Source organism: Thalassospira lucentensis MCCC 1A00383 = DSM 14000 (genome assembly GCF_000421265.1).
In the GTDB taxonomy this organism is placed as follows: domain Bacteria; phylum Pseudomonadota; class Alphaproteobacteria; order Rhodospirillales; family Thalassospiraceae; genus Thalassospira; species Thalassospira lucentensis.
Window position 1 is genome coordinate 138,056 of sequence record NZ_ATWN01000003.1, and the last position, 25,759, is coordinate 163,814.

Sequence of the window (25,759 nt, forward strand, 5' to 3'; positions counted from 1 at the left end):
TTATCTGTTGGCTGGCAAGGTTACAAAACGGATACCTAATTTATCCGCAGCTTAACCCAACTTGTGGTTTATCGCAATAAACAGAAGTTGTTACTGTTTTAAGTCCGATTTCATTTCCGGCACGGCTGCGGGCTCATGCCCGGCCGGTGCCTCGGCACGTGATCCACTTGGATCGTAAATCGGGGCGATGGACTCCATCACCTTTTGCATCGTGCCTGGTGCGGTTGCTTCTTCAACATCTGGTGTTGCCGAACCGGCTTTCGGTGCGTCTGGCTTCATCGCCGGTGTCGGCTGGCCGCCTGGGGCATTTGGATTTTTTGGCTTGGCCTGGCTTGATGACGGCCCTTTGCCATCAGGGTCACGAAGCCCCGGTGAAATGGCATTCTGCGGCGAGATTTCAGTACCGCGTGCGTTAAAGTCATTCGCAGATGGCAATGTTTCCTGCCGATCCCCGGTCAATTCGGCACCGGGCTCCTCAGACTCCCGCGACGCCCCCGGCGCATCGGCTGTATTCAAAATCACCGGAAGCCCGTCTCGGCCACCGATAATAATGGTCTTGCTGTTACGTGATGTCGCCAGCGACATGGTCGCTTCAATCCCGCGCAGACGCAGATATTCCTCGGTGATCGTCTTGGCGACAATATCCTGGAATTCACGAATACCTTCGGCCTCGATCTTCTTGCGCTGCTTTTCTTTTTCTTCGCGTGCCAGACGGAAATCATATTCCAGCATCGCCTGATACTGTTCGGCCTTGCGTTCAATCGCATCGGCAACACGCTGCGGAAGCTTGACCGACCGGATCAAAACATCCTCAACCGTCACCAGTCGTCCCTGAAAACTCTGATTAACCAGGGATGAGCCAAGCTGATTGACCATCCGCTCAAGGATCTCCGCCTGAATGAACGCACGCGTTTCGGTATAAAGCTGTTCAGGGGTGTAACGTGAAATCAACTCACGCGCATGCGAACCGATTTCAGGGTAAACAAGAACTTCCGGGTAATCCGGCCCCACAAGTTTATGCAGCATCCCGGCCGCTTCACGGTTAATGCGATAACGCACCGCAATGTCGACTTCCATCGACAAACCGTTGGATGAAATGGTGTCATAGACGCGCGCCTGATTTTGCAAACGTGCATCGTAAATAAACATTTTATCCCATGGGAAGATCAGCTGAACGCCTTCGCCGTAGCTCCGTTCGACAACTGTCCCGCCAAAGAATCGATACCACATGACCCCGACATGCCCTGACGGAATGGTGATAAATATCTGCGGCGCCAGCGCGATCATCCCAATCAGAACGAAAAAGATCGTGATCAGAAAACTGGTCTGATAGCGCTTTACAACGCTTTGCAACCCATAAACGATCCGCCCGGCAATCCCGCGTGGACGCCCGTCGTCGTCCTCCCCTCTATCGGGACCGCTTGCGGACATTGTGGTGCCATCAACCATTCGTTATCTCGTTCTCGTATGCTTTTTTCTGAAAAGTCGATTGCACGTCAGTAGTCTTCGATATCTTTGATTTTTTCACGAACTTCGCGCGACGGACGGGCGACAAGCTGCACCAAAAAGTCCCCAATCGGCGTGATCACAACCGCCAGAATGAAATGCCCCAAAAACCCGAACGAGGTTTTACGCCCCAAAAGACCGCAGACGATCGCGGCAAGTAAATAAAGTATGATAATCATTAATTGCATAACTTTGGATTCCGACGCCCGAGTTTACCCTGCTGGATCGATCATGCCGCTTTCGCGTCTTTTACGACCGTGAAGCCTTCTTTGAATTTTTCTTTAAAGTACGGCTCTGCCTGTTTCGGATCGAAATCCTTCAAGGTCCCGCCTGCCGCATAATGCATCACAAAAACACGGCCCAGCGCATAGGTAAAAGCCGCATTGAAACCCGGCATGGTCAGAATACTCAAGGACGCGCCAAGCACCGGCAAGGCCTTGGACAGCCCGGAAAAAATACCCGTCGCCAAAAACGATTTTCCTAAAACACCACCGGTAATACTGGTCATCATCGTCGCGATGACAGCCTGACCACTGCTCTTGCGAAAATCGACATTATAAAGACTGCTCAGTTCTGCCAGCATTTTAAGCTGCACGGCAACCACCGCGGTCGAGTCCAGAACGGGAATGGGAATAAGACCGGTGCCCGCAGCCCAAAGCGTATTGCGCCGAACAATGCCGCCAGCAAGCCGCTTTTGCTTGTTGCGCTTCAACTGTTCTAACCGTGCATTGCCCATATCACCCCCCGGTTTTGTTAAGTACCTAAAGCATAAACGCTAAATTTTCACACTGCAAACCGATTCAGGGGCTTATACGCACTTGACCGCAGCACTTAGGCAACCGACGATAGCCTTTTAAGAATAAAACGCCTGCCACAAAGGACCATAATGTTGGATTGCCCTTTCCGCGCCTTCGCAGGAGCATTGCAGTGAGCCTGGCAACAAAGATCGGTGTTGCACTTTTTCTCGTGCTTGCATCTGCACTTGGCATGACAACCGTGCTGAACTACCTGCGCTTTGATCAAACGCTAAGAACCTTGGTCACACAGCGGATCAACGTCGTCAGCAACGAAACCAGTCAGGACCTCCTGGCCGGGATTGATCTGGGACTGCGTCTGGAAAATATGGAAAACCTTGATGCGATTCTGGATCGCCGCCTTGGCATGTCGCGCGAAGTCACCCACATCGCGGTACAAAACTGTCAGGGAACGATTATCACCCAAACAGCTCCCGATACGGCCACCAAGACAGCCCAAGGTGCTGGTACCACGGAAGTACCGCCGGACGCACAGGACAAAACATCTTGGACTCGCTTTACCGATCAGGGCGTCATCGCCGTGACACCTCTGCGCGATAGTCTGGGCCAATGTGCCGGTATGCTGGTAATTACCGCCGACAGCGACGAATATTTCCGTAAACTCGATGGCGCCTTTACCGAAATGTGGAAATCGGCCGCCATCGGGATGCTCACCATCATTCCTGTTTTGGGCCTTCTGGTGGTTTTAATGCGCCGCCGCCACCGGGTATTTTCCGAACTCCACGAAGATATCGAACGCGCACTCGCCGGTCAGGCAGGCACCAGCACCGCCCATGACAAGGATGTTCTTACCGAAAGCGAGATGGACCTGATCGCGCTGTATCGTGAAATTCGCGACCAGCTGCCAAATGATGATCCCCAGACAGATCGCGATACATCGGTCGAGAAATCCACATGACCCAGAACACTAAACCAAAATCTCCTCTGCCCGGTGCGGCGAAAACATCCCATCGCCGCATCGTGCCAAAGGGCACGATCTGGATTTTACTGCTGTTTAGCACCTTGGCACTATGTGTCGCACTGATCGGGATTTCATGGCGCGCGGCCGATCTTGCGCGTGCCGACCTGCAATCGGAAATCCGTGAAAAGGCCGAAATCGAAGCCAGAACACTGGCCGAGAAAATCGAACATGCCTTGGAACTTGGCATCCCGCTCGATGCGATTGTCGGGTTCGAAGACGTCGTACATCAACTGCAATCTGGCGATCCGGATCTAAGCTTTGCTGCAATCGTACACGGGCAGGACCTGCTGCATGTCGGCGGCATGGCGCGTGATGCGATCAAACAGGCACTTGCCAGTGACAGTGATGCCGGTACCGACACACACCCCAACATCATCACCCGTGTCACGCTTGGCCATGACGCCCACAACGATCATGTCGGAAATGATCTGGCAATTGTCATTGGTCATGACCGCGCCGCCCTGATGCGCCCGGTCACCGACAATCTGTTTGATATCGCGATCATTTTCATCATCACGCTGGCACTGTCGTTTGAACTTGTCTTACTGGTTCTGACCGTCAATGTCGCCCTGCCCGCCCGGGTTGCCCGACGGGTTTTGACCAATGTCCGTGAACGTAAATTCACAATCCTGCATGGTCAGTCGACACGCGATGAAATCGGCAGTTTCATGGAACATATCAACACCGTGATCAGCCGCACGGCGCAAAAGGTCGGCACCCGACCGCACCGGGAACGCGAAGTCAAACTGATCGGCGTGCGCATGCTGGCCTTCATGTTTGTTCTGGCCGAAGAACTCGCCCGTCCAATCATGCCCGCGTTCTTTAGTCAGGTTACGGCACCCACCATCGATGGGCAGCTTGGTGCGGGGATCGTCATGGCAACACATCTTCTGATGGTTGCCATTGCCATGCCACTCTGCAGCCTGTTTCAGGAAAGGATCGGGTCGCTGCGCATGTATCTGGCCGGGGCCCTTCTTGCCACCATTGGCCTGTGCGGAACGGCCTTTGCCACCGGTCTTTGGGATCTGATCCTGTGGCGCGCATTATCGGGCATCGGCTACGCCACAACCTTTGTCGCCTGTCAGTCCTATGTCCTTGATGCGACCAATGACAGCAACCGCACACAGGGGACGGCCATGATGGTCAGCGGCATTATGCTTGCCGATATTTGTGGCCCGGCGGTTGGCGGTATTTTTGCCGGTCACTTTGGTGACGCCATCACCTTTGTTGCCGGGGCCGCAATGGCCTGTCTGGCGGTTGCATTGGCCTTCTTCCTGATGGACAACACCGTGCGCGGCAAAACTTCCCCCCCTGTCCCGACACGCAAAGCCTTCAAGGCCATGCTGGGCAATCGACGACTGCAAGTCTTGGTCCTTTTTGCCGCCGTCCCGGCCAAACTGATCCTCAGCGGGTTTCTTTATTACCTGACCCCTTTGATCTTGTTGCAATCTGGTGCGACCACCGCAGAAACCGGGCGTGTGATCATGCTCTATGGTCTTGTTGCCCTTCTGACAGGTTGGGGGGTCGCGCGTTGGACCGATAGCAAACAAAATGAAATTCGGGCTGTGGGCATTGGCGGCGGACTAACCGCAACCGGCTTGTTGCTGGCAGGCTTCATGCCACAATATGCAACCTTTGCCGTCGCAGTTGCCATGCTTGGTCTTGCACAGGCGACCTCAATCCCGGCCCAACTTTCTGCCAGTCTGAAAATCAGTGCCGATTTCACCCGCGATCATGGATCGGGCCCGGTGCTTGCCGTTCTGCGACTGGCAGAACGGCTTGGCGGCGCCTTGGGACCGTTGCTGGCTGCCGGATTGACCTTGTGGGTTGGCACCGATGCGGCCGTCTTGTGTTTCGGGGCGATTGCCGCGGTTGCGGTGATTTTCTTTGAAATCATGATCGGTCACGTGCCCGCAGATCAAAAAACCAAACCCTCCGTGAAGGAGGACGCACCATGACCCATCTGATCCATTTTTTGCGTATCCTCACCGTGCTTGTGCTGGCCGTCACGTTTTCCACGGCCAGTGTTTTGGCGCAAACCAACAGCCCCGATCCGTTGAAAATTGCAATGATCCTTTGGCGTGGCGAAACACGGGTCGAAGACGGTTTTCGGGGCTTTTTTGCCGACCGCGGCATTCCTGTCGATCTTCAGATTTATGATGTTGAACGCGATCTTTCCCGCATCCCGGGCATCATCGCGACCTTACGCAAAAACCCGCCTGATCTTGTTTATACCTGGGGTACCGGGATCACATCCAACGTTGTTGGCAAATATAACCAGGTCGATCCCGATGAAAACATCACCGATCTTCCCGTGGTGTTTGTCATGGTGTCGTCTCCTTGGAAAACAGGCATTGCCGCGCCGCTCGGACAATCGCGCCCCAACATCACCGGGGCCACCCACATTGCCCCGCTGCCTGCACAAATTCAGGCCATCCGCGCGTATCACCCAATGACCAAGTTGGGGGTTGTCTATAATAGCGGTGAAGACAACTCGGTTTCCAACGTCGAAGAACTGACCGCACTTGGGACCGAAATGGGATTTGACGTCCTTGCCGCCCCGCTTGGCCAAAATGGTGATCCGTCATCAAGTGACATCGCGCCCGCCGTTGCCGATCTTGCCAAACGCGGTGCGGATATCCTCTATATTGGACCCGACAACTTTATTGGCACGTACCGCGATGCCCTGACCGATGCTGGCTTTGACAACGGTCTGGCCGCCTTTAGTGCCACGGAACTTGAAGTCCGCGACGGGCAGGCAATGCTGGGTTTGGTCAGCCGCTATGAACTTGTCGGACGGTTAGCCGCAAGCAAGGTCGAAGACATCCTGATCAATGGCGTCTCACCGGCTGATATTCCCATTGAAACACTTGACCGGTTTTCTTATCTGATCCGGCTGTCATCGGCGCGCAGGCTGGCACTCTATCCACCACTTTCGTTGCTTGATTACGCTGAAATTATCAAATGACTGTAATTGCCCGTCTGAATGAAACCCATCTATCCGCCGTCATTGCGTTGCATCACGATGTGCTTGCCGATGCCGACCCCACACTCGTCGCGGGTGAAACAGACATCTTTTTTAAGCAGCATCTGTCTGACTGCGGCCAGATATTTGGCATCCTTGATCAAGATACCCTGCTTGCCTATGGCGTCTTGGGGTTACCCCGCCACGGTGATCTTAATTTCGGAGCCGATCACGGCTTACCGCCCGACCAACTAAAATCGGTGGCGCATATCGACGGCGTTGCGGTCAGACGCGATTGTCGTGGGCAGAACTGGCAATATAAATTGACGTGTCATCGTCTAAACGCGGCACGCACTGCCGGACGTGAAATTGCACTGACCACCGTCGCACCAGGCAATGTCGCAAGCCTGATCAACATTCTGTCTGCCGGAATGATCATTCGTGGTCTGAAGGAAAAATATGGCGGCCATCGGTTTTTGATCCGCGCTGACCTCGGCAAAAACCCAATGCCCCACCAAACCAATGATATAACCCATTGGTGCCCGGCAACAGATTTTGAAAACTGTCATCGCTTGCTAAAGGCGGGCTATGTCGGCGTGACTTTTCGTAAGGCCACCGCGCAAAGCGCCCCGGACATCGGCTGGTTGCCGCTTGACTGAACGTAGGTAAGTATCACTGCATATAGGTGTAAGGCGTGTTTGCCGCGTTTGAAACGCTATCTGGCTCATTATAGAACTGCTGCCAGTCGCAGGCATGCAGATCAGTTTCCCAATAGCATGCCGCCCCTTTATGGAACGGCAGGAAATTGCCCTTCTCATACATGTCATCGGCCATAACACTGCGAAAGGTTGGAAACTCGGTTTTCAGCTGTTCGATATTCTCGTGTATTATGCGGGTCACCCAGTATACCACATAGGGGTCAGCCACTTCATAGGCCATCAGTGACGCCTTGAAACCATATGAGTTAATTGCCTGTTCCTGCCGGTCATACGTCCTCGCCGGAAGGACCTGATCAAAGAAATAATGGTTTGCCGAAACCAGTTTCTGGGTCAATGGTCCGCCCATGCCAATCACTTTGGCATCACAGGCAAGGCTGTCTTCAATGATGGATGCCGGATGCCCGATCCACAGACCAAACGCATCAATATAATCTTCGCAAATACCAAGCCGGTTGTAGTCCTGCGCAACGCTGTAGATCGTTTCCATATCGTCAAGCGTAATGTCATATTGCCCCAGCAATTCCAACCACAACTCACGGGATGCCGACCCTTCCGGACCAATATTAATCCGCTTTCCGCGTAAATCAGCAATGCTTTCAATCTCGGAATCCTGACGCACAATCAAAAGCCCCATCTCGTCATGCAATGACATGACAGACCGCGCGCCAGGGATCGGGTTAACCCCGGCCTGAGCTTCCCAGTTGTTGTTTGATTGCACAATCGCCAGCTGGACCCGACCTTCTTTCATCAATTGGATATTGCTGCCAACCCCCTGGGATCGAAGTGGCACACAATGAACTCGATGACGTTTGTAGCTGCGACGCATCATGTCGCAGATTTTCGCTGCCACCTGAAAATACACGCCATTCGTACTGCCGCTATAGATCGCGGCGTAATAGGACCGTTCGCTTTTGCCATCGCCCATAATTTCTGTGGCATTCGACAATGCGATCAGACTGTCAGGGCCCTGCGACTTGCGCCGATATTGCGACAGGGGAATGGCATCGGGTTTATAAAGCCACCCATCAACCATATCCGGGTTACTGTCGCTGATCTTGATATCATCCGCATCATACTGGTCGACATCAAAAGCCTCGGCTTTGCGGGCACTGGCCTGCGCGGAATCCGCCGTTGTCGCGTCTTGCGCGTAACCAGCCGACATCCCGCAAACGAGATACAGCGATACAATCGTCCATCTTATTGGTTTAGTCAGGCCGTCCGATGAAAACCACAAGGTCAATTCTACCACAACCAGTTTGCGCAACAGGCTTTACTGTACTGGATTTTATCGCGCACCGTCGAGATTCAATCTTGCGCATTGCAAAGTTTCTCAGACATTTAACCTGTATTCTTAAGCAAATTGTATTTGACGATCCAAAGAGCCCTTATCATAACCATTAGTATGTATATTCAGACACCACCCTTGCCACTCAGGATCATGCAGTGATCGGTTTAAACGCCTTTGTCCCCGGACGCGACGAGGTTTATCAGGCCTTTGATCTGATTTCGTCTTGGCCTGACTACTGCCAAAGCCCGTTGCTATCATGCCCGGGCTTGGCCAATGAGCTTGGCATTGGCAAGGTCTGGATCAAGGATGAAAGCAAACGGTTTGGCCTTGGCGGAGTTAAGGCCCTTGGCGCGCCCTATGGGCTGAAACGTCAACTCCTTAAACGCGGCATTGAACCCGGAAGCCCTCAGTGCCGCGACTATACCGCCATCGCCGCCACCGATGGCAACCACGGCCTTGCAACCGCGTGGGCGGCGACGAAATTCAATTGCCCGGCAAAAATCTATGTCGGAAGCGACGTTGACCCGGCACGCATGCGGCGTATCCGCGATAATGGCGCGGAACTGGTTTATGTCGATGGCACCTATGATGATGCAGTGCTTGCCGCCAGCGACGCGGCAATCGCATCGAATGTCCTATTGATCACCGACACCGATTACAGTGGCGATCTGGATGTGACGCGCGACATCATGGCGGGCTACGCCGTGCTGGGAGTCGAATGCGCCCGTCAACTTCGTGCCCAGAATGAAACCCTCGACAGCATCTTTCTGCAATGTGGGGTCGGCGGCATGGCGGCGGGCTGTGCGATTGGCATGTGGCATGAAACCGGGCAAAAGCCGGTGGTCTGTTCTGTCGAACCTGAAACCGCTGCCTGCGTTAAAACCAGCATCGAACGCGGCACATTGACCCGTGTGCCGGGAAAACTTCTGACCCGTATGGTCGGGCTGTCGTGTGGTTGTCCCAGCCTGTCGGCATTTGAAATTCTTCAAGACGTCTGCATTGGCAATATCGTGATTAACGATGCCATTGCCAAACGCGTACAGGACCAGATGACACTCGGTGTTCGCAACGATCCGCCGCTTGATACATGGGACACCGGGATATCGGGTATTGCCGGGTTGTGGCATGTCGCGCAAAACCCCGAACTACGGGACCGCTTTGCCCTCACAAGCCAAAGTCGCGTGCTTGTGATCAACAGCGAAGGTGCCATTCCCGACCAGTATCTTCAGCCAAATGTTTGATGCGTATTTGATGGATATTTCACGAAACATATTTGGGCCGCTGGACAGTTCATCAGGCCATGCTACAGTTAATCTATCAACGCTAGGTTTGTTTTGGGGGCCGTTAACTAAATGAAGTTGCTGGAATTGTTATCTTGGGGCGATAACAACCTTGTCATCCGGCTTGGCGTTGCGGGTGCACTTTCGGGTGTCGGCAGCGCAGCACTTCTTGGTATTGTCAACACGGCCGCCGAAGAAATCGCCGACAACGGCATTGACGAGGTGAACTGGGCACTTGCCGCGACCTTTATCGTGCTGGCCGTTGTTTACTTCCTTGCCGAAGTCTTTTTGATCAGCACCATTGCCCGGCAAATCGAAAACGGCATCGACCGGGTCCGCAAAAAGCTGTTGTCGCAAATCGCCGTTGCCGACTTCGCCCAGATTGAGATTTTCGGCCAGTCCCGCCTTTTTGACAGCATCACCCAAAGCACACAGAACATCTCGCAAAACTCCCACATGATCGGCATGGCTTTTAGAAGCCTGCTGCTGCTGGTTGCTGTCATGGCCTATGTGTTCTGGCTGTCGATGCTGGCGTTTTTCATCATTGTCGTCGTGGTCGGGGTCGGCATTCTGATCTATCTGCGAATGGGCAAAACGCTTTCGATGTGGTTTGGCAAACTTCATCAGGTTGAAACCATCCTGTTTGACCGGGTGTCTGATTTGTTCGCGGGCATCAAGGAAGTCCGGATGTGGTCCAAACGCAGCGACGCCTTCAAGGTCGCCTTTGACAATGCGTCTGACAACAAGGCCGAGATCGGCAAAAAAGCCCAAACCATGATTTCGCGTCAGATGATCATGGGCATTTCGGCTTTCTATATCCTGCTGGCCATCATCGTCTTTATCGTGCCGGTATATTCCGACAGTTTTGATGCCGACGTTGCCAAAATCAGTACTGCCGTCCTGTTCATGATCGGCCCGATCAGCATCATTGTGCAGTCAATGTCCGTACTTGGCATGGCAGAACGATCAGCCGTTCGCATGATGCAACTGTCACAAGACCTCGAAGACATTCGCGAACCGATTGCCGAAGACGGCATGCCGCTCAGCGATCCTTTTGATCACGTCAGTTTTGAAAATGTTGTCTTCACCTATCCCAACCGCGATCCACGTCACGGGTTTGAATTGGGCCCGATTGACTTATCCGTCAAACGCGGTGAGCTTTTGTTTATCACCGGCGGCAACGGGGCGGGTAAATCGACCTTGATCAAACTTCTGACCGCTCTGTATCGTCCTGTATCTGGCAAGGTCAGCATCAACAATGTCCAGCTTGGCCCGCAAAGCATGTCGGCCTATCGCAATCTGATCGCGACCGTTTTTTCAGACTCTCATCTGTTTGAGGAACTGTTTGGCACAACCGACATCACGGTTGAGGATGCGCAATACTGGATCGAACGGTTTGAGCTTGCCCACGTGACCGGCATTCGCGACGGACGGTTTATCACCATCGCCCTGTCGGCTGGACAACGCAAACGCTTGGCCCTGATTACGGCTATTCTTGAAGATCGCCCGATCATCGTTCTTGATGAATGGGCGGCCGATCAGGACCCGTATTTCCGTAAAAAGTTCTACCGCGAAATTCTGCCTGAACTTAAACAACGCGGCACAACAATCATCGCCGTCACCCATGACGACCATTATTTTGATGTTGCTGACCGTCGATTGCACCTTGATACCGGAAAGCTGAGCGAGCTTGATCTCACTGACCCGCGCGGGAGGATATGACATGATGCTGTTCAATGTCCTGCGCACGCGCGCGAACATCAATATGCGCACTGTTGTCGCCCTCCTCGTCATGGCGGCCGTCTCGACCACCATGGTTCTGGTCATCGTCAATATGGCCTCGTCTCAGGCCGAAGAGGGCACCATCAGCGCACGCCTTCTGGCCCTCATGGCCCTGTCATTGATCGGCTTCATCTGGTCGCAACACACCGCAGACACGCTTGTCGCAGGCGAGGTCGAACGCATTCTGCATCAATTCCGTTTATCCCTGTTTGACGAAGTCCGCACATCCTCCCCCGAAACGCTTGAAACCGTTGGTCAGGGGCCGATACAGGCCGCCATGACCCAGGAAATGCAGACCATCTCAAACACCTTGCCGATGCTGATGAACGGCATACAGCAACTGGTTCTGATCGTGTTTGTCAGCCTGTATCTGGCGTGGTTGTCGCTGTTTGCCTTTGCCATGATTGCCGTGCTTGCTGCCTTGGCTGTCGGCATTCACCTGTATCGTATCAAACGCATTAATGCCGCTGTCCGCGAAGCCGCCGAGGACGAAGGCAAACTGTTTGGCGGGCTGACCGATCTGCTTGATGGTTTTAAGGAAGTGAAGATGAACAGTCTTCGCCGTGAAACCCTGCTGTCGCGGCTCAAAACCCGGTCGGAACGTACCCGCGATACCAAGGCCACCATCAAACAACAATGGACCCGTGAAACCGCCGCCGTGCAACTTGCGTTTTATATCATGATGGCGGCCATGGTTTTCATCGTGCCGATGTTCACATCCGACTATCATGACGTCGCGGTGCAAACCACCACCGCCACCCTGTTTTTGTTTGGCCCCATCGGCTCGACCATCATGACGTTGCCCGCCTTTAACGACAGCGAAGCCGCCCTTGCCAAAATCACCAGCCTGCAAGAAGAAATCGGTGATGCGCTCATAAAACAGCACCAGCACGAAGCCAATGCCACCGACAGAAAAGACGCCAGCGCACCGCTTACCGACATCGCTGAAATTGCGCTGAACGATGTACGCTTTACCTATCCCGGCCCAACTGGCGGATTTTCCGTTGGCCCGCTGAACGCCAGCTTCAAACGCGGTGAAATTACCTTTATCACCGGGGGCAACGGGGCGGGAAAATCAACCATGATCGCGCTTTTGACCGGTCTTCGCGCCTTTGACAGCGGGGAAATTACGGTCAATGGCACGCCCCTAAGCATTGATCAGCTCCAAAACTACCGCGATCAATTTGCCTCGGTCCTTGCCGGATACCATCTTTTTGACGCGCTTTATGGTATTGACCCGATTGACGAAGATAAGGTCAACGCCCTGCTCAATCAGATGGAAATCGCCAATAAGGTAACGCTTGAAAACAACACCTTTTCAACAACATCCCTGTCGCAGGGCCAACGCAAACGCTTGGCCCTGATCACCGCCCTTCTCGAAGAAAAACCCGTCCTCGTGCTTGATGAATGGGCCGCGGATCAGGACCCGCATTTCCGTTCGGTCTTTTATGAAAAAATCCTGCCCGACTTGCGCGCACAGGGCAAAATCCTGATTTGCGTCACCCATGATGACAGATGGTTCCACCTTGCGGATCGCATCTATCATGTCCGCGATGGGCAGTTTGACGAGACCAGCAGCACCTAGGCCCAAACGTCGATCAATCGCCAAACGCGTCCGCAACCGCCCCGATCACCGCATCCTGATGGTCGGTGATAAAGAAATGCCCGCCAGCATAAACATGCTTGGCAAACCCGCCCGTGGTTGCCTTCTGCCACCCCTCAAGGTCGTCTGGCACCGGGCTTGTATCCATATCCCCGCCAAACACGGTAATCGGACAGAACAGCTTGGCAAGATCACCGGAATATGCCGTTTCCGAAAGCTTGAAATCGGCGCGAAGTGGCGCTTCAAACAGGTCCCGATATTCCTGATTTTCAAGAATTTCACTGGGTGTCCCGCCATATTTGGCAACCTCTTGCCAGAAGTGCTCGGACGACAACCCATGCAAGGGTGCGCGTTTCATCGCGATATCGGGGCTACGCCGTGCCGCCAAAAACAAATGCTCTGGCCCGCAATCCCCTTCTCTAGCCTCCGCAACCATCTTACACGCCAGATGGTGCGAAATGATCGCCCCCATCGAATAGCCAAAAAACGCATACGGCTTATCGGTCAATGGCCCGATGGCCGCATGGATGGCCGCAACCATGCCATCGATTGTATCAATCAATGGTTCGCCAAACCGCTGTTCCCGCCCCGGAAGGCACACCAACACAATCTCGATATCATCAGGTATCAGGCTGCGCCACGACCGGTAAAACGATGCCCCGCCGCCGGCAAACGGAAAGCAAAACAGCCGCCGCCGTGCGGGCACCTGCCCCGGTAAGGATACAAACCATTTACTGCTGTCCATCAAGACCCCATGCGCGAACCAGAAAACGACAAACCCCTTGTTATCATCGTTTTAGCCGTAACTCCAACGCGCACGATTTTCATGCCTGACATCGCCCAAAACAAAGCGCCCCCGACAGTTATCGAGGGCGCCTTTAAACATATCTCTTTGCAACCTGATCAGATCAGAACACCACACTCGGCAACCAGACCGCCAGCGACGGCCAAAGCCAGATCACGAAAATGCCAAACACCTGAAGCGCGATGAACGGCACCACACCTTTGTAAATCTGGCCGGTGGTGATTTCCGGCGGGGCGGCACTGCGCAGGTAAAATAACGAGAACCCGAACGGCGGGGTTAAGAACGACGTCTGAAGATTGATCGCAATCAGGATCGCCAGCCACACCGGATCATGCCCCATCATGATCAAGCCGGGCGCAATAAGCGGCAGCAAGATCACCGTGATTTCAACGAAATCAAGGAAGAAGCCCAGAACGAAAATCACCGCCATGCAGAAGAACAGCGCCCCCGTCGGGCCGCCGGGCATGGATTCAAGGATTTCCGCCACATGGTCTTCACCGCCCAACCCGATGAACACCAGCGAGAACATGCTGGCCGTCAGGATGGTGGCAAAAATCATCGACGATACCGTCATGGTCGATGTCAGCGCGGATTTCAAAACATCCGCCTTCCATGCCTGTTTCAAACAGGCCGCAATCGCCACAATCCCGGCAATCGACAGCACGACGTAGCCCGCACCCAGCACATAATCAAACCCGGTCAGATCACTGCGCTGCAAACGGACCGGCGCGATGCCGGCCATGATCGCCAAAATCAAAAGGGCAACTGTGCCCAAAAGAACCAGATTACGATTAGCTCCCTGACGCACACCCGCCATCAGGATTGCCCCAATCGCGCCAACCGATGCGGCCTCGGTCGGGGTGGCAATCCCGCCAAGGATCGCACCAAGTACGGCGATAATCAGCAACACCGGTGGCAACACCGCGCCGAACACCTCCCCCATACTGGGTCGACCATCGTCACTTTGAACCGGCGGCATGTCCTGCGGGCAAAAATACCCGCGCAGCAAAATATAGATGATGTAAATCGCCACCAGTGTCAGGCCCGGGATCAAGGCCCCGGCAAAAATCTGCCCGACTGAAATGGTTTCAATCGTGAATTTGCCTTGTTCATACTGCGCTTGCTGATAGGCCGATGACATCACATCCGACAGGATAATCAACAATGTCGAGGGCGGAATAATCTGCCCCAATGTCCCGGCCGTACAAACAAGCCCGGATGCCAGTTTCGGGTTATATCCCGTGCGCAACATGGTTGGCAGCGCGATCATGCCCATGGCAATCACCGTCGCGCCAACAATCCCGGTCGATGCCGCCAAAAGGGCCCCCACCAACACCACCGAAATGCCAAGCCCGCCGCGCAACTGGCCAAACAACCGCCCCATGGTATGAAGCAAATCCTCGGCAATGCGCGACCGTTCAAGAACAACCCCCATCAGGACGAACAACGGAATGGCGATCAAAACGTCATTGGTCAGCGTGCCAAAGACCCGCTGTCCGAACGCCCCCATCAGACCGATGTTCATCGTATCGGTGACCCAGCCGAGATAGCCAAACGCCACCGCAACACCGGCAATCGAAAATGACACCGGGAAACCCAGAAGGATGCAGCCCATCAGGGCGACAAACATCAATAAATCAAGATATTCCATTAGCTTTGCGCACCCCTGTCTTCAGCACCGCCGCGCAAAATAATGATTTGCCTGAGCAAACAGGCCACAGACTGAATAATCAAAAGAAGACAAAACGCCGGGATCAGTGATTTCAAAAGCCACACGGCAGGAATCCCCCCAACCGAAATCGCCCCTTCCATCATGGATACGGAATTAACCACCGATGGCCATGTCCAATACAGTAAGGCCGCCATCGACGGGATTGCCAGAAACACATAGCCAAACGTATCTATGCGCGCCTTGGTGGTGTCCTTGGCTGCGGCATAGAAAATATCGACCCGCACATGCCGATCCACCAAAAGCGTATAACCCGCACCAAGCATGAAAAGCCCGGAATGCAGGTACAAAACGCTTTCATTCAGCGCAATAAAGCTGAACCCGAAAACATAGCGCAGCAAAACCACGGAAAACTGCAAAAGAACCATCAACAGCGCAAACCAGCGCACCGTCATCCCGGTCCAGTGGTTCACAAGATCAAGCCGATCAGCAAGGCGTTGCATCAAATCCCCCCGAAAGCAAAAACCGGCGCAAGGGCAACCCCTTGCGCCGGTTAGCATCTTTATCAGAAGCCAAGCACCTTGGCGCGTGCATTCATCTGACCGTTATCGGCATAGGTCATATAACCGCCAATCAGGTCACGATAAGACACAAAGCTTTCGGTTACTTTGCGTGTCAACGCATCGTCGCTTTCGCGCAATTCGCCAATCACTTCGGCCGCTGCTTCACCCATGGCGGTGATCACTTCTTCTGGCAACATACGGACTTTGACGTCCTGCTCGGCCACCAGTTTCTGCAATGCCATGGCATGCTTGGTCTCATATTCGGTCCAGACTTCGTTATAAAGACTGTCACAGGCAAATTTGACCACGGCTTTCAAATCATCTGGCAGATCGGCAAACGCCTTGGCATTAACCGCACATTCCTCGGCTGAGGACGGCTCACCAACACCCGGCCAGTAGTAGTTTTTGGCAACCTGATAGAAACCAAGCGCACTATCGGACCACGGACCAATGAACTCACCGGCATCAAGTGCACCTGACTGCAACGCCTGGAACATGTCGCGCCCGCCCATGGCCTGAACTGCCATGCCAAGTTTTGAGCACATCTCGGACGCAAGGCCCGTGGTACGGAATTTAAGCCCCTTAAGGTCATCAACCGAATTGATTTCATTGCGGAACCAACCGGCCCACTGCGGGCCAGAGTTACCGCACAGGAACGGCTTCAACCCGAACTGACCATACATTTCATCATACAGGTCCTGACCGCCACCATGGGCCAGCCAACCGGCCTGCTCGTCGGCACGCAGGCCGAATGGCTGCGACCCGAACAGAAGGATGCCTTTGGATTTTGACCCCCAATAGGCCGGAACTGCGTGATAAATTTCTGCTGTGCCTTCGGCAACCGCATCAAACACACCATTGCCCGGAACAAGTTCACCCGCCGCATGCAGTTTGACTTCAATCCGCCCGCCCGAAAGGGTGGTGATACGATCAGCCAGTTTCTGTGCGGCAACACCCGGCCCAGGAAGATTTTTGGGCCATGCGGTAACCATGTTCCACTGGCGTTTATCCTGTGCAATCGCAGGCGTTGCAAAAGTTGCGGCCGCGGCCGCTGCACCAACACCGGCAACACCGGCGGTCAGAAAATCACGTCTTTTCATTGTTAAGCCTCCTTGATTGAACCCTGATCAGGGGCGGGGAGCCCCCGCACCTGTCGTTTAACGTATCGAATTTATTTGCCGAGAATCCCGGGCAGATTAAGCCCGTGTTCACGCGCACAATCGAGTGCAATGTCATATCCCGCATCGGCATGACGCATCACACCGGTTGCCGGATCATTCCAAAGAACGCGTTCGACCCTACGTGCGGCATCTTCTGTGCCGTCACAACAAATCACCATGCCCGAATGCTGCGAAAAGCCCATTCCGACCCCGCCGCCATGATGCAACGAAACCCATGTGGCCCCCGATGCGGTATTAAGCAGCGCATTAAGCAACGGCCAGTCACTGACCGCGTCCGAACCATCTTGCATGGCTTCGGTTTCGCGGTTCGGGCTTGCGACCGAACCACTGTCAAGATGGTCACGACCGATCACCACCGGGGCTTTCAACTCACCATTCTTGACCATCTCGTTAAACGCCAGTCCCAAACGATGGCGCTGCCCCAGCCCGACCCAGCAAATACGTGCCGGAAGGCCCTGGAAGGAAATCCGGTCACGCGCCATATCCAGCCAGTTATGCAGGTGCTCATCATCGGGGATCAATTCTTTGACCTTCTGATCGGTCTTGTAAATATCTTCCGGATCACCCGACAACGCTGCCCAGCGGAACGGACCAATCCCCTTGCAAAACAGCGGTCGGATATAGGCCGGAACAAAGCCGGGAAACGCAAAGGCGTTTTCCAAACCTTCTTCAAGCGCGACCTGACGGATGTTGTTGCCGTAATCGACCGTCGGGATACCGGCATCATGGAATGCCACCATGGCTTCGACCTGAACGCGCATTGATGCACGGGCGGCTTTTTCAACTGCTTTGGGATCAGATTCCTGCTTTTCGCGCCACTGCGCCACGGTCCAATTTTGCGGCAAGTACCCATGCACCGGATCATGGGCCGAAGTCTGATCCGTCACAATATCCGGACGCACGCCGCGCTTGACCAGCTCGGGGAACACATCGGCCGCATTGCCAATAAGGGCGACCGATTTGGCCTCTCCCGCCTTGGTCCAGCGATCAATCATCTCCAATGCTTCGTCAAGCGAATGGGTCTTGGCATCGACATAGCGGGTCCGCAGGCGGAAATCAGCGCGGGTTTCGTCGCACTCAACCGCCAAACAACATGCCCCGGCCATCACAGCCGCCAACGGCTGTGCGCCGCCCATGCCGCCCAGACCACCGGTCAGTATCCATTTGCCTTTAAGGCTGCCCTCATAATGCTGACGCCCGGCCTCGACAAAGGTTTCATAGGTGCCCTGAACGATGCCCTGCGACCCGATATAAATCCACGAACCCGCCGTCATCTGGCCATACATCGCCAGCCCTTTTTTATCGAGCTCGTTAAAGTGATCCCAATTGGCCCAATGGGGCACAAGGTTGGAATTGGCGATCAAAACGCGCGGCGCATCCTTGTGGGTTTGAAACACCCCGACCGGCTTGCCCGACTGCACCAAAAGCGTCTGGTCGTCTTCAAGTTCTTTTAAGCTGGCAACGATCTGATCAAAATCTTTCCATGTCCGGGCCGCACGGCCAATCCCGCCATACACCACCAATTCATGCGGATTTTCGGCGACATCAGGATGAAGGTTATTCATCAACATGCGCATCGGCGCTTCGGTCAGCCAGCTTTTGGCTGTGATCTCTGTGCCGGTCGCCGGGTAAACATCACGCTGATTATGACGTGGGTTGTTGCTCTGATTGGTCATGATTTACCTCTTAGCGCTGGGGCCAATGCGGCCAAAGTTTCCAGAATTTCAGAAAGATGGGTGCGCAGTTTTGCCGCCCGCGTCTCGTCATAGGTCCAAGGCGCTGCCTCAGCCTCAAGATAGGTCGATTGTGCAAGCTCCATCTGAATAGCGTGCTGATGAATCTCCGGGCGGCCATAATGGCGTGTGGTCCAGCCCCCCTTGAAACGGCCATTCAGAACGGATGAATATCCTTCGGCCTGCGCACAAATATCCTGGGTCAGGGTTTCAATCGTGTGATCGCATGTCGTGCCAAGATTGGTGCCGATATTGAAATCAGGAAGGGTGCCATCGAACAAAAACGGGATGTGTGACCGGATCGAATGACAATCATACAAAATCGCCACACCATGCTTGGCGCGTACCCGTTCAAGCTCTGCCCAAAGGGCTGCGTGATAGGGTGCATGGAACTGTTTGGCACGCGCGGCGATATCTTCTTCGTTGGGCGCGACATCCCAGATATTTTCACCATCAAAATCGGTCAGCGGCACCAAAGTTGTGGTGTTTTGACCGGGATACAGGCTTTCCCCAGCCGGATCGCGATTGGCATCAATCACATACCGATGGAACGTGGCGCGCACCGTGGTCGCACCGTCCAAAACCCCGTCATACAGCGTATGGATATGCCAATCGGTATCGGCCAATTCCCGACCGCGATCATTGAGCTTGGCGGCAATATCGTCTGGCACATAGGTCCCGGTATGGGGCAATCCCAGAACAATCGGGCTATCACCACGATGGATTTCTACAGGTTTCATATCAATCGATCTCCTGATTGATGACATTGGCCTTCATAAAGGCCCGAATGGCGTCAAAATCGTTCTGCATCGGACGGTCGTCTCGATAGGGCGGAACGGATTTTCGAATATCGCCATGAAACTTTCCGGTCCGAACGGCGGGTTTCACGTCATCGCCATGCAGGTCATAGGCTTGCGCCGCTGCCAGAAGTTCAATCCCCAGAACAAGTTCAAGATTGTCCAGAATGGTCAGAACTTTCCATGCCGCCGGGGTTGCATGGGTCAGCATGTCTTCCTGCAAGGCCGATGTAATCCCGCCATCCAGACTGGCCGGTGCGGCGAGCCGTCGGTTTTCCGAAACCAGTGACACGGCGGTATATTGCGCAATCATATAGCCCGAACACACACCGCTTTCGGGCACCAGAAATGCTGGCAAACCGCTAACCAGCGGATTGACCATCCGGTCGATCCGGCGTTCTGAAATTGCCGCCAATTGCGCAACCGCAACACCAAGATTGTCCATCGACAGTCCCAACGCCGCCCCTACCGCATGGGCCTGGGAATGGACTTCCGGTGTTTCCGGATTCCCCAGAACAGCCGGATTGTCAGTGACACTTTCAAGTTCGCGCGTAACGGTGGCAATCACGTCATCAAGCACATCGCGCGCCGCGCCATGAATGTGGGGAACCGATCGCACGCTCAAAGGGTCTTGTGTCCGTTTCCCCGCTGATGCCGCCAGCATCGGACTGTCTTGCAAATAGGTTCGAAGCGTTTCCCCGACCTTTTGCAAACCGTCCGATTTGCGTAACCCCAGTGCTTTTGGCGAAAAGGCCGCCATCTGACAGCCGAGATTTTCTGCCGTCATCGCAGCCGCCAAATCCGCCCAGTCCAGCAAACCCGACAATCGCCAAAGCGCAATACAGGCCATGCCGGTCGCGCACGGCGTCCCGTTGACAAGACTAAGCCCTTCTTTGGCCTGCAACTGCAACGGCTCCATTCCAACCCGCGCACAGGCTTGCGCCCCGGTAATACGAACGCCATCGTGCATGGCATGTCCGTGTCCGATCAACACCAGACCAATGGTCGCACCATGCGTCAGATACCCAACCGACCCACGCGACGGCACCACCGGAATACAATCCGCATTCAAAAGCGCAATCAGGGCATTGACGATTTCTGGCCGCACCCCGGATGCACCATGTGCAAAATTATTGATCTGGGCGGCCATGATTGCACGGGTTTCAACCCGCCCAAGCGGCGCCCCCACCCCGCATGCGTGGCTCATCAGGATATTATGCGACAGCGCCTGTTGCTGGTCCCGGTCAACAATCACATCGCACAGGGCACCGACACCGGTATTGATGCCATACCCCTTGATCCCGCGCGCCACGAGCGCATCAACAATTGCACGCCCATGGGCAATGCGCTCAACCGCATCTGGTGCCAGTTCCAGCCGCGCCCCGTTCGCAACGGCGGCCACCTGTTCCCAGCTCAACGATTTTGAAAGTTTAACCGTTTGCATCATTTAGCACCCACACCAACCGGGCGACGTTCAACAAACCGGGCGACATAGTCATTCGCCGGATTGTTAAGAATATCGGCTGGTTTTCCGACCTGAACCAGTTCGCCATCCTTAAGGATTGCGATTTCCGATCCGATACGAAGCGCTTCTTCAAGATCGTGCGTAATAAACACGATGGTCTTCGATAATTTGGTCTGAAGTTCTAACAGCTGGTCCTGCATTTCGGCCCGGATCAATGGATCAAGTGCACTAAAAGCCTCATCCATCAGGATCACATCAGTATCAGCCGCCAACGCACGGGCCAGACCGACACGCTGACGCATCCCGCCCGACAATTCATGCGGATATTTGTTTTCATACCCCGACAGGTTAACCGCATCGATCCATTGCTGACCGATTTCACGCGCCTGCTGACGTGCCGTACCGCGCACACGCTGCCCGTAAATCACGTTCTGCAATACCGTCCGGTGCGGCATCAACGCAAAACTCTGGAACACCATACTGATATGATGTGTGCGAAACTTGCGAAGTTCCTTGGGCGACAGATCAAGGATGTTCTTGCCATCGAAAAGAACCTCGCCACTGCTGGGTTCAATCAATCGGTTTAGATGCCGAACAAGGGTCGATTTCCCCGACCCCGACAATCCCATGATCACGAATATCTTGCCCGGATCAATGGTCATGCTGACATTGTTAAGCCCGACACTGCATCCCGACTGACTGAGGATTTCTTCCTTGCCCAGTCCCTGACGGGCCAGTTCAAGGGCCTTGTCTTCCTGATGACCGAAAATCTTAAAAACGTTGCGGATTTCAATTTTACCCATTGGACGCGCCTCCGGCCCGGGTTTTGCCAAAACCTTGCGTGATCCGGTCAAGAAGAACCGCAAGAATAACAATGCCGATACCGGCTTCGAGACCCTTACCGACATCCAGCGTCTGAATGCCGTTCAAAACCTGTTCACCAAGGCCGCGTGCGCCAATCATGGATGCCACGACGACCATCGACAACGCCATCATGATTGTCTGGTTCAAACCGGCCATGATCGTCGGTGTTGCCAGCGGCAATTCAACCCCGAACAGAATTCGGATAGGACTACCCCCAAATGCCGTTGCGGCTTCGACAACCTCCTTATCCACCTGACGAATGCCCAGATCGGTCAAACGGATCAATGGCGGCACGGCATAAATAATGGTTGCCAGAATTGCTGGCACCTTGCCCAACCCAAACAGCATCAAAGCCGGGATCAGATAAACAAAGCTCGGCATGGTCTGCATGATATCAAGAATGGGCAAAATGGTCCCGCGAACAAACCCGTTCTTGGCCGCAAGGATACCCACCGGCACACCGATCAACACCGAAACGATTGTCGCCATCAACATCAATGCGAGCGTCTGCATCGTAAGGTCCCAAAGACCCAGAACCCCCACCAGAAACAGCAACATACCGACCGCCGCGGTCAGGATGATACGACGCGAACTGTACCACGCACCAACCATGAAAATGATGATGACACACCACCATGGCAGCCCGCGCAATGCGCTCTCAATCAGCAAAACCGATTGAAGCAACGCATGTGAAATCGCCTTGAATACCCACCCGTAATTAATGACCAGCATTTCAATGAAATCATTGACCGGACCACGAATGGAATAATGAAGATTGTCAGGGAACATCAAAGAATTTCCTTCTATTGCCTTCTCCGGCAGGAACGCCTTCCGTGCCGGGCCTCCTGCCGGATTGTTCCGGCAGGAGGACGCAGGTTCATCGTCTTATTTCAGGCTTTCTTCGATTTTCGCTTTGGCTTCGTCGGTCACCCACGGGCCCCAGACATCTGCTTTGGTTTTCAGGAATTCCTCGGCCACGACATCGGCATCAACACTATTGTCTGACATGTAAGCCAGGCTGCCATTCACCTCGTCCAGCGGGAAAGTCGCCTTTTCGAGAACCGAAATGATTTCCGGTGCTTCCTCGGCAAAGCCGCTATTCACACCATAGGCAACATCGACACTCGGAAATGCACAGCCCTGTTCGCGCTTGCCGTCCGATTTCGAAATTTCTTCCCAGCACGCATCGCTGTAAGCCGGTTCATCAAGCTGAATAAGGTTGAACTTGCCCATCATCGCGGTCGGCGACCAATAATAGAACAGGATCGGGTCACCCTGCAGATAGGCCGACTTGATTGCCGCATCGAGTGCTGTCCCCGTGCCCGGACGGAAGTTCACGTAATGCGCGTCAAGCTGATAGGCTTCCAGTTTCGCCGAACTGATCCCTTCACAGGTCCAACCGGACGGACAGTTCAGGAAACGCCCCTTGGACGGTTCTTCCGGATCGGTAAACAGTTCAACAATTTTGGGATCGGAAAGCTGTGAAACGCTTTTAAGATCGGGTGCCATTGGCTCGATCCCGCGTTTTTCATCGCCTTTGATGACATAATCAGGCACGAACCAGCCTTCGCTCGCGCCAACAAAGGTTGCACCGATCGCCTTGACCTTGCCCTGATCGACGGCCTTGTTCCAGATATCGCTGCGGCCAAGCCACTCTTCGGCAAAAATCTGGATGTCATTATTTGCCGTTGCCTGTTCCAGGGTGATCGAATTTCCCGGAATGGCGTCCACTTGGCAATCATATCCCTTTTCAAGGATTTTCATCATAACCTGCGTAATAAATGCGCCGCTTTCCCAGCTGATCCCCGCGAATTTCACGGTATTACCGTCACTGCAATAGGATGCACTTGCCCCAGTGGTCGATGCACCCAGCATCATGATGGCGGCAAGGCCGGTAAGTTTAATGCGTGTCAAAGACATGTTAGCCCCTCTGATAAAAGCGCATTTTGCGCTGTCATTTTTAAACTGATCCGGTTTGCGGATAGTCTCTTCCCTTGAATGGTGAATTTCATCACCCGTCTTTTTGCTTTTGCCGCCTTCCGCCTATGGCAATCATGCGGACGAAACCGGGACGCCCCTTTGGAAATGGACGTTCCGGGGAAACATATTTTCTCTTAAGCAGGCTCTCCGACGACAAAGCCCGAAAGTTTGGCTGTACTGACAAGTGTTCCGTTGGTCACAAGCTCACCGGCCTTGGCCAGATCGGGCGCCATATAACGGTCCTGTTTGACGGTCGCGATATCTTCGCGCACGGTCTTAAGAACGTCCTGCAAACCGGCACTGGTTTTAAGCGGGGCTCTGAATTCAACACCTTGGGCTGCACAGATCAGCTCAACCCCCAAAATGTAAGACAGATTGGCATTCATTCGTGCAAGGCGGCGCGCCCCGTGTGCGGCCATCGACACATGGTCTTCCTGATTGGCACTGGTTGGTGTGCTGTCGGTTGAACACGGGTTTGCCAGGTGTTTGTTTTCACTCATCAATGCCGCCGTGGTCACTTCTGCAATCATCAGACCAGAATTCAAACCCGGTTCCGGTGTTAAGAATGGTGGCAAATCATGCGATAATGTCGGATCAACCATAAGTGCTACCCGGCGCTGCGCAATCGCCCCGATTTCCGCCACGGCAAGCGCGATTTGATCGGCAGCAAAGGCTACTGGCTCAGCATGGAAATTCCCGCCCGAAACGATGCGGCCATCTTCTTTAAGGACCAGCGGATTATCGGTCACCGCATTGGCCTCAATCTCCAACGTGTGCCCGGCAAAACGCAGCAAATCCATCGCCGCCCCGGTCACCTGTGGCTGACAACGGATGCAATAAGGGTCCTGAACCCGGGTGTCGCCTTCGCGGTGGCTTTCGCGGATTTCCGATCCATCCATCAAATCACGCATGGCGCGCGCGACATTGATCTGGCCGGGATGGCCGCGCAATGTATGGATTTCGTCAACCAGTGGGGCAGTTGACCCCATGATCGCGTCGGTCGAAAGTGATGCGGTAACGATTGAGCTTGCCGCATTCCGCCACGCGGAAAACAGCCCGACCAGCGCACAGGCAGTTGAAAACTGCGTGCCGTTAATCAGCGCCAAGCCCTCTTTGGGGCCCAACACCACCGGGGTCAAACCGGCTTTGGCAAGGGCATCCGCACCGGGCATGGTCGCGCCTTCATATACCGCTTCACCCGCCCCGATCATGACCGCTGCCATATGGGCCAGTGGCGCCAGATCACCCGATGCCCCGACCGATCCTTGCGACGGGATGACCGGCACAACGCCCTTTTCAAGCATCCCTTCGATCAGATCGATAATGTCCCAGCGCACCCCCGATGCCCCGCGCCCCAGCGACAGCAATTTCAACGCCATCATCAACCGTGTGGTCGGCACATCAAGCGCTTCGCCGACCCCGCAGCAGTGGCTTAGGATCAGGTTGCGTTGCAGGGTTTCGGTATCTTTCGATGCAATCTTGACTGATGCCAGTTTGCCAAAACCAGTATTGACCCCATAAACTGCCGCATCCCCATCGGCTGCTGCGCACACCATCGCATGTGCCGCCTCAACCCCAGCCTTGGCCGACGGATCAAGTTTAACCGCGCGCTGATCACGCCAGATGGCTTCAAGATCAGCAAGCGTCGCCAATGCTGGCACGAGCGTTAGGGGCGTGGTGTTGCCTTGGGTCTGGTTATGGGTCGCGGTCATTATGCATCCCTTTAGAATACAGCGTTATGGGGCTTGGGCATTGGATTAGGGTTGGGTTGGTCTTGCGTCTG

Annotated in this window: 22 protein-coding genes; 7 read left to right on the forward strand and 15 right to left on the reverse strand. The window is 54.3% G+C overall.

From position 1 onward, the window contains the following. Nucleotides 1-90: 90 nt before the first annotated feature. The 3 genes from K355_RS23405 to K355_RS23410 are packed head-to-tail and all read right to left on the reverse strand — an operon-like array spanning nt 91 to nt 2,242. The gene (locus K355_RS23405) at nt 91-1,449 is read right to left on the reverse strand and encodes a prohibitin family protein (protein WP_022731486.1); all 1,359 of its coding nucleotides are present in this window, start codon (nt 1,447-1,449) and stop codon (nt 91-93) included. A 47-nt stretch (nt 1,450-1,496) separates the two neighbouring features. Then, complete coding sequence (locus K355_RS0107415) at nt 1,497-1,694, reverse strand: hypothetical protein (RefSeq protein ID WP_022731487.1); 198 nt, start codon at nt 1,692-1,694, stop codon at nt 1,497-1,499. A gap of 41 nt (nt 1,695-1,735) precedes the next feature. Further along, nucleotides 1,736-2,242, reverse strand: coding sequence for a YcjF family protein (locus K355_RS23410; protein ID WP_022731488.1), 507 nt, complete (start codon nt 2,240-2,242; stop codon nt 1,736-1,738). A gap of 191 nt (nt 2,243-2,433) precedes the next feature. Between K355_RS23410 and K355_RS0107425 the strand changes: the two genes are divergently transcribed. From K355_RS0107425 to K355_RS0107440, 4 genes are read left to right on the forward strand one after another with little or no spacing between them, the layout of a single operon-like run. Continuing rightward, entirely contained in the window at nt 2,434-3,219 is a 786-nt protein-coding gene (locus K355_RS0107425) for a hypothetical protein (RefSeq protein ID WP_022731489.1), read from the forward strand. Beyond that, nucleotides 3,216-5,240, forward strand: a complete 2,025-nt coding sequence (locus K355_RS0107430; RefSeq protein WP_022731490.1) for an MFS transporter — start codon at nt 3,216-3,218, stop codon at nt 5,238-5,240. Before K355_RS0107425 ends, K355_RS0107430 begins: the two co-directional genes overlap by 4 nt. Further along, entirely contained in the window at nt 5,237-6,250 is a 1,014-nt protein-coding gene (locus K355_RS23415; RefSeq protein ID WP_022731491.1) for an ABC transporter substrate-binding protein, read from the forward strand. Before K355_RS0107430 ends, K355_RS23415 begins: the two co-directional genes overlap by 4 nt. Then, nucleotides 6,247-6,906 (forward strand): hypothetical protein, encoded by a 660-nt coding sequence (locus tag K355_RS0107440; protein ID WP_022731492.1) that lies wholly within the window; start codon nt 6,247-6,249, stop codon nt 6,904-6,906. The genes K355_RS23415 and K355_RS0107440 overlap by 4 nt, the downstream gene beginning before the upstream one ends. A gap of 13 nt (nt 6,907-6,919) precedes the next feature. Here K355_RS0107440 and K355_RS0107445 read toward each other — a convergent pair whose 3' ends face one another. Beyond that, nucleotides 6,920-8,215: a TAXI family TRAP transporter solute-binding subunit gene (locus K355_RS0107445; RefSeq protein ID WP_147250367.1), complete on the reverse strand. Its 1,296-nt coding sequence runs from the start codon at nt 8,213-8,215 to the stop codon at nt 6,920-6,922. Nucleotides 8,216-8,409: 194 nt separating this feature from the next. Here K355_RS0107445 and K355_RS0107450 point away from each other — a divergent pair, with 194 nt between their 5' ends. The 3 genes from K355_RS0107450 (at nt 8,410) to K355_RS0107460 (ending at nt 12,901) form a co-directional block, all read left to right on the forward strand. Next, on the forward strand, nt 8,410-9,495 hold the full coding sequence (locus K355_RS0107450) for a pyridoxal-phosphate dependent enzyme (RefSeq protein ID WP_022731494.1): 1,086 nt from the start codon (nt 8,410-8,412) through the stop codon (nt 9,493-9,495). 111 nt (nt 9,496-9,606) lie between these two features. Beyond that, nucleotides 9,607-11,256 carry a cyclic peptide export ABC transporter gene (locus tag K355_RS0107455; RefSeq protein WP_022731495.1) on the forward strand — a complete coding sequence of 550 codons (1,650 nt, stop codon included), beginning with the start codon at nt 9,607-9,609 and terminating at the stop codon, nt 11,254-11,256. A gap of 1 nt (nt 11,257) precedes the next feature. Continuing rightward, the gene (locus tag K355_RS0107460) at nt 11,258-12,901 is read left to right on the forward strand and encodes a cyclic peptide export ABC transporter (protein ID WP_022731496.1); all 1,644 of its coding nucleotides are present in this window, start codon (nt 11,258-11,260) and stop codon (nt 12,899-12,901) included. Nucleotides 12,902-12,914: 13 nt separating this feature from the next. Here the strand turns inward: K355_RS0107460 and K355_RS23420 are convergent, their stop codons facing one another. From K355_RS23420 to hutH, 11 genes are all read right to left on the reverse strand, one after another. After that, the gene (locus K355_RS23420; RefSeq protein WP_022731497.1) at nt 12,915-13,664 is read right to left on the reverse strand and encodes a thioesterase II family protein; all 750 of its coding nucleotides are present in this window, start codon (nt 13,662-13,664) and stop codon (nt 12,915-12,917) included. 163 nt (nt 13,665-13,827) lie between these two features. Further along, nucleotides 13,828-15,375: a TRAP transporter large permease gene (locus tag K355_RS0107470; protein WP_022731498.1), complete on the reverse strand. Its 1,548-nt coding sequence runs from the start codon at nt 15,373-15,375 to the stop codon at nt 13,828-13,830. Then, nucleotides 15,375-15,896 carry a TRAP transporter small permease subunit gene (locus K355_RS0107475; RefSeq protein ID WP_022731499.1) on the reverse strand — a complete coding sequence of 174 codons (522 nt, stop codon included), beginning with the start codon at nt 15,894-15,896 and terminating at the stop codon, nt 15,375-15,377. Before K355_RS0107475 ends, K355_RS0107470 begins: the two co-directional genes overlap by 1 nt. A gap of 62 nt (nt 15,897-15,958) precedes the next feature. Then, nucleotides 15,959-17,056, reverse strand: coding sequence for a TRAP transporter substrate-binding protein (locus K355_RS0107480; RefSeq protein WP_022731500.1), 1,098 nt, complete (start codon nt 17,054-17,056; stop codon nt 15,959-15,961). A gap of 71 nt (nt 17,057-17,127) precedes the next feature. After that, nucleotides 17,128-18,813 (reverse strand): urocanate hydratase, encoded by a 1,686-nt coding sequence (gene hutU / locus K355_RS0107485; RefSeq protein ID WP_022731501.1) that lies wholly within the window; start codon nt 18,811-18,813, stop codon nt 17,128-17,130. Continuing rightward, the gene (gene hutG / locus K355_RS0107490) at nt 18,810-19,610 is read right to left on the reverse strand and encodes an N-formylglutamate deformylase (protein ID WP_022731502.1); all 801 of its coding nucleotides are present in this window, start codon (nt 19,608-19,610) and stop codon (nt 18,810-18,812) included. The genes hutU and hutG overlap by 4 nt, the downstream gene beginning before the upstream one ends. 1 nt (nt 19,611) lies before the next feature. Next, nucleotides 19,612-21,114, reverse strand: a complete 1,503-nt coding sequence (locus K355_RS0107495) for an HAL/PAL/TAL family ammonia-lyase (protein WP_028791426.1) — start codon at nt 21,112-21,114, stop codon at nt 19,612-19,614. After that, nucleotides 21,111-21,935: a quaternary amine ABC transporter ATP-binding protein gene (locus tag K355_RS23425; RefSeq protein ID WP_022731504.1), complete on the reverse strand. Its 825-nt coding sequence runs from the start codon at nt 21,933-21,935 to the stop codon at nt 21,111-21,113. The genes K355_RS0107495 and K355_RS23425 overlap by 4 nt, the downstream gene beginning before the upstream one ends. Next, nucleotides 21,928-22,785 carry an ABC transporter permease gene (locus K355_RS0107505; RefSeq protein ID WP_022731505.1) on the reverse strand — a complete coding sequence of 286 codons (858 nt, stop codon included), beginning with the start codon at nt 22,783-22,785 and terminating at the stop codon, nt 21,928-21,930. The genes K355_RS23425 and K355_RS0107505 overlap by 8 nt, the downstream gene beginning before the upstream one ends. A 96-nt stretch (nt 22,786-22,881) precedes the next feature. Next, nucleotides 22,882-23,916, reverse strand: coding sequence for an ABC transporter substrate-binding protein (locus tag K355_RS0107510; RefSeq protein ID WP_022731506.1), 1,035 nt, complete (start codon nt 23,914-23,916; stop codon nt 22,882-22,884). Nucleotides 23,917-24,110: 194 nt separating this feature from the next. Beyond that, the gene (gene hutH, locus K355_RS0107515) at nt 24,111-25,688 is read right to left on the reverse strand and encodes a histidine ammonia-lyase (RefSeq protein ID WP_022731507.1); all 1,578 of its coding nucleotides are present in this window, start codon (nt 25,686-25,688) and stop codon (nt 24,111-24,113) included. Nucleotides 25,689-25,759: the final 71 nt, after the last annotated feature.

Bases quoted from the DNA above. Each gene is read 5' to 3' on its own strand.
- K355_RS23405 (WP_022731486.1), bottom strand. From the start codon at position 1,449: ATGGTTGATGGCACCACAATGTCCGCAAGCGGTCCCGATAGAGGGGAG.
- K355_RS0107415 (WP_022731487.1), bottom strand. From the start codon at position 1,694: ATGCAATTAATGATTATCATACTTTATTTACTTGCCGCGATCGTCTGC.
- K355_RS23410 (WP_022731488.1), bottom strand. From the start codon at position 2,242: ATGGGCAATGCACGGTTAGAACAGTTGAAGCGCAACAAGCAAAAGCGG.
- K355_RS0107430 (WP_022731490.1), top strand. From the start codon at position 3,216: ATGACCCAGAACACTAAACCAAAATCTCCTCTGCCCGGTGCGGCGAAA.
- K355_RS23415 (WP_022731491.1), top strand. From the start codon at position 5,237: ATGACCCATCTGATCCATTTTTTGCGTATCCTCACCGTGCTTGTGCTG.
- K355_RS0107440 (WP_022731492.1), top strand. From the start codon at position 6,247: ATGACTGTAATTGCCCGTCTGAATGAAACCCATCTATCCGCCGTCATT.
- K355_RS0107455 (WP_022731495.1), top strand. From the start codon at position 9,607: ATGAAGTTGCTGGAATTGTTATCTTGGGGCGATAACAACCTTGTCATC.
- K355_RS0107460 (WP_022731496.1), top strand. From the start codon at position 11,258: ATGATGCTGTTCAATGTCCTGCGCACGCGCGCGAACATCAATATGCGC.
- K355_RS23420 (WP_022731497.1), bottom strand. From the start codon at position 13,664: ATGGACAGCAGTAAATGGTTTGTATCCTTACCGGGGCAGGTGCCCGCA.
- K355_RS0107470 (WP_022731498.1), bottom strand. From the start codon at position 15,375: ATGGAATATCTTGATTTATTGATGTTTGTCGCCCTGATGGGCTGCATC.
- K355_RS0107475 (WP_022731499.1), bottom strand. From the start codon at position 15,896: ATGCAACGCCTTGCTGATCGGCTTGATCTTGTGAACCACTGGACCGGG.
- K355_RS0107480 (WP_022731500.1), bottom strand. From the start codon at position 17,056: ATGAAAAGACGTGATTTTCTGACCGCCGGTGTTGCCGGTGTTGGTGCA.
- hutU (WP_022731501.1), bottom strand. From the start codon at position 18,813: ATGACCAATCAGAGCAACAACCCACGTCATAATCAGCGTGATGTTTAC.
- hutG (WP_022731502.1), bottom strand. From the start codon at position 19,610: ATGAAACCTGTAGAAATCCATCGTGGTGATAGCCCGATTGTTCTGGGA.
- K355_RS0107495 (WP_028791426.1), bottom strand. From the start codon at position 21,114: ATGATGCAAACGGTTAAACTTTCAAAATCGTTGAGCTGGGAACAGGTG.
- K355_RS23425 (WP_022731504.1), bottom strand. From the start codon at position 21,935: ATGGGTAAAATTGAAATCCGCAACGTTTTTAAGATTTTCGGTCATCAG.
- K355_RS0107505 (WP_022731505.1), bottom strand. From the start codon at position 22,785: ATGTTCCCTGACAATCTTCATTATTCCATTCGTGGTCCGGTCAATGAT.
- K355_RS0107510 (WP_022731506.1), bottom strand. From the start codon at position 23,916: ATGTCTTTGACACGCATTAAACTTACCGGCCTTGCCGCCATCATGATG.
- hutH (WP_022731507.1), bottom strand. From the start codon at position 25,688: ATGACCGCGACCCATAACCAGACCCAAGGCAACACCACGCCCCTAACG.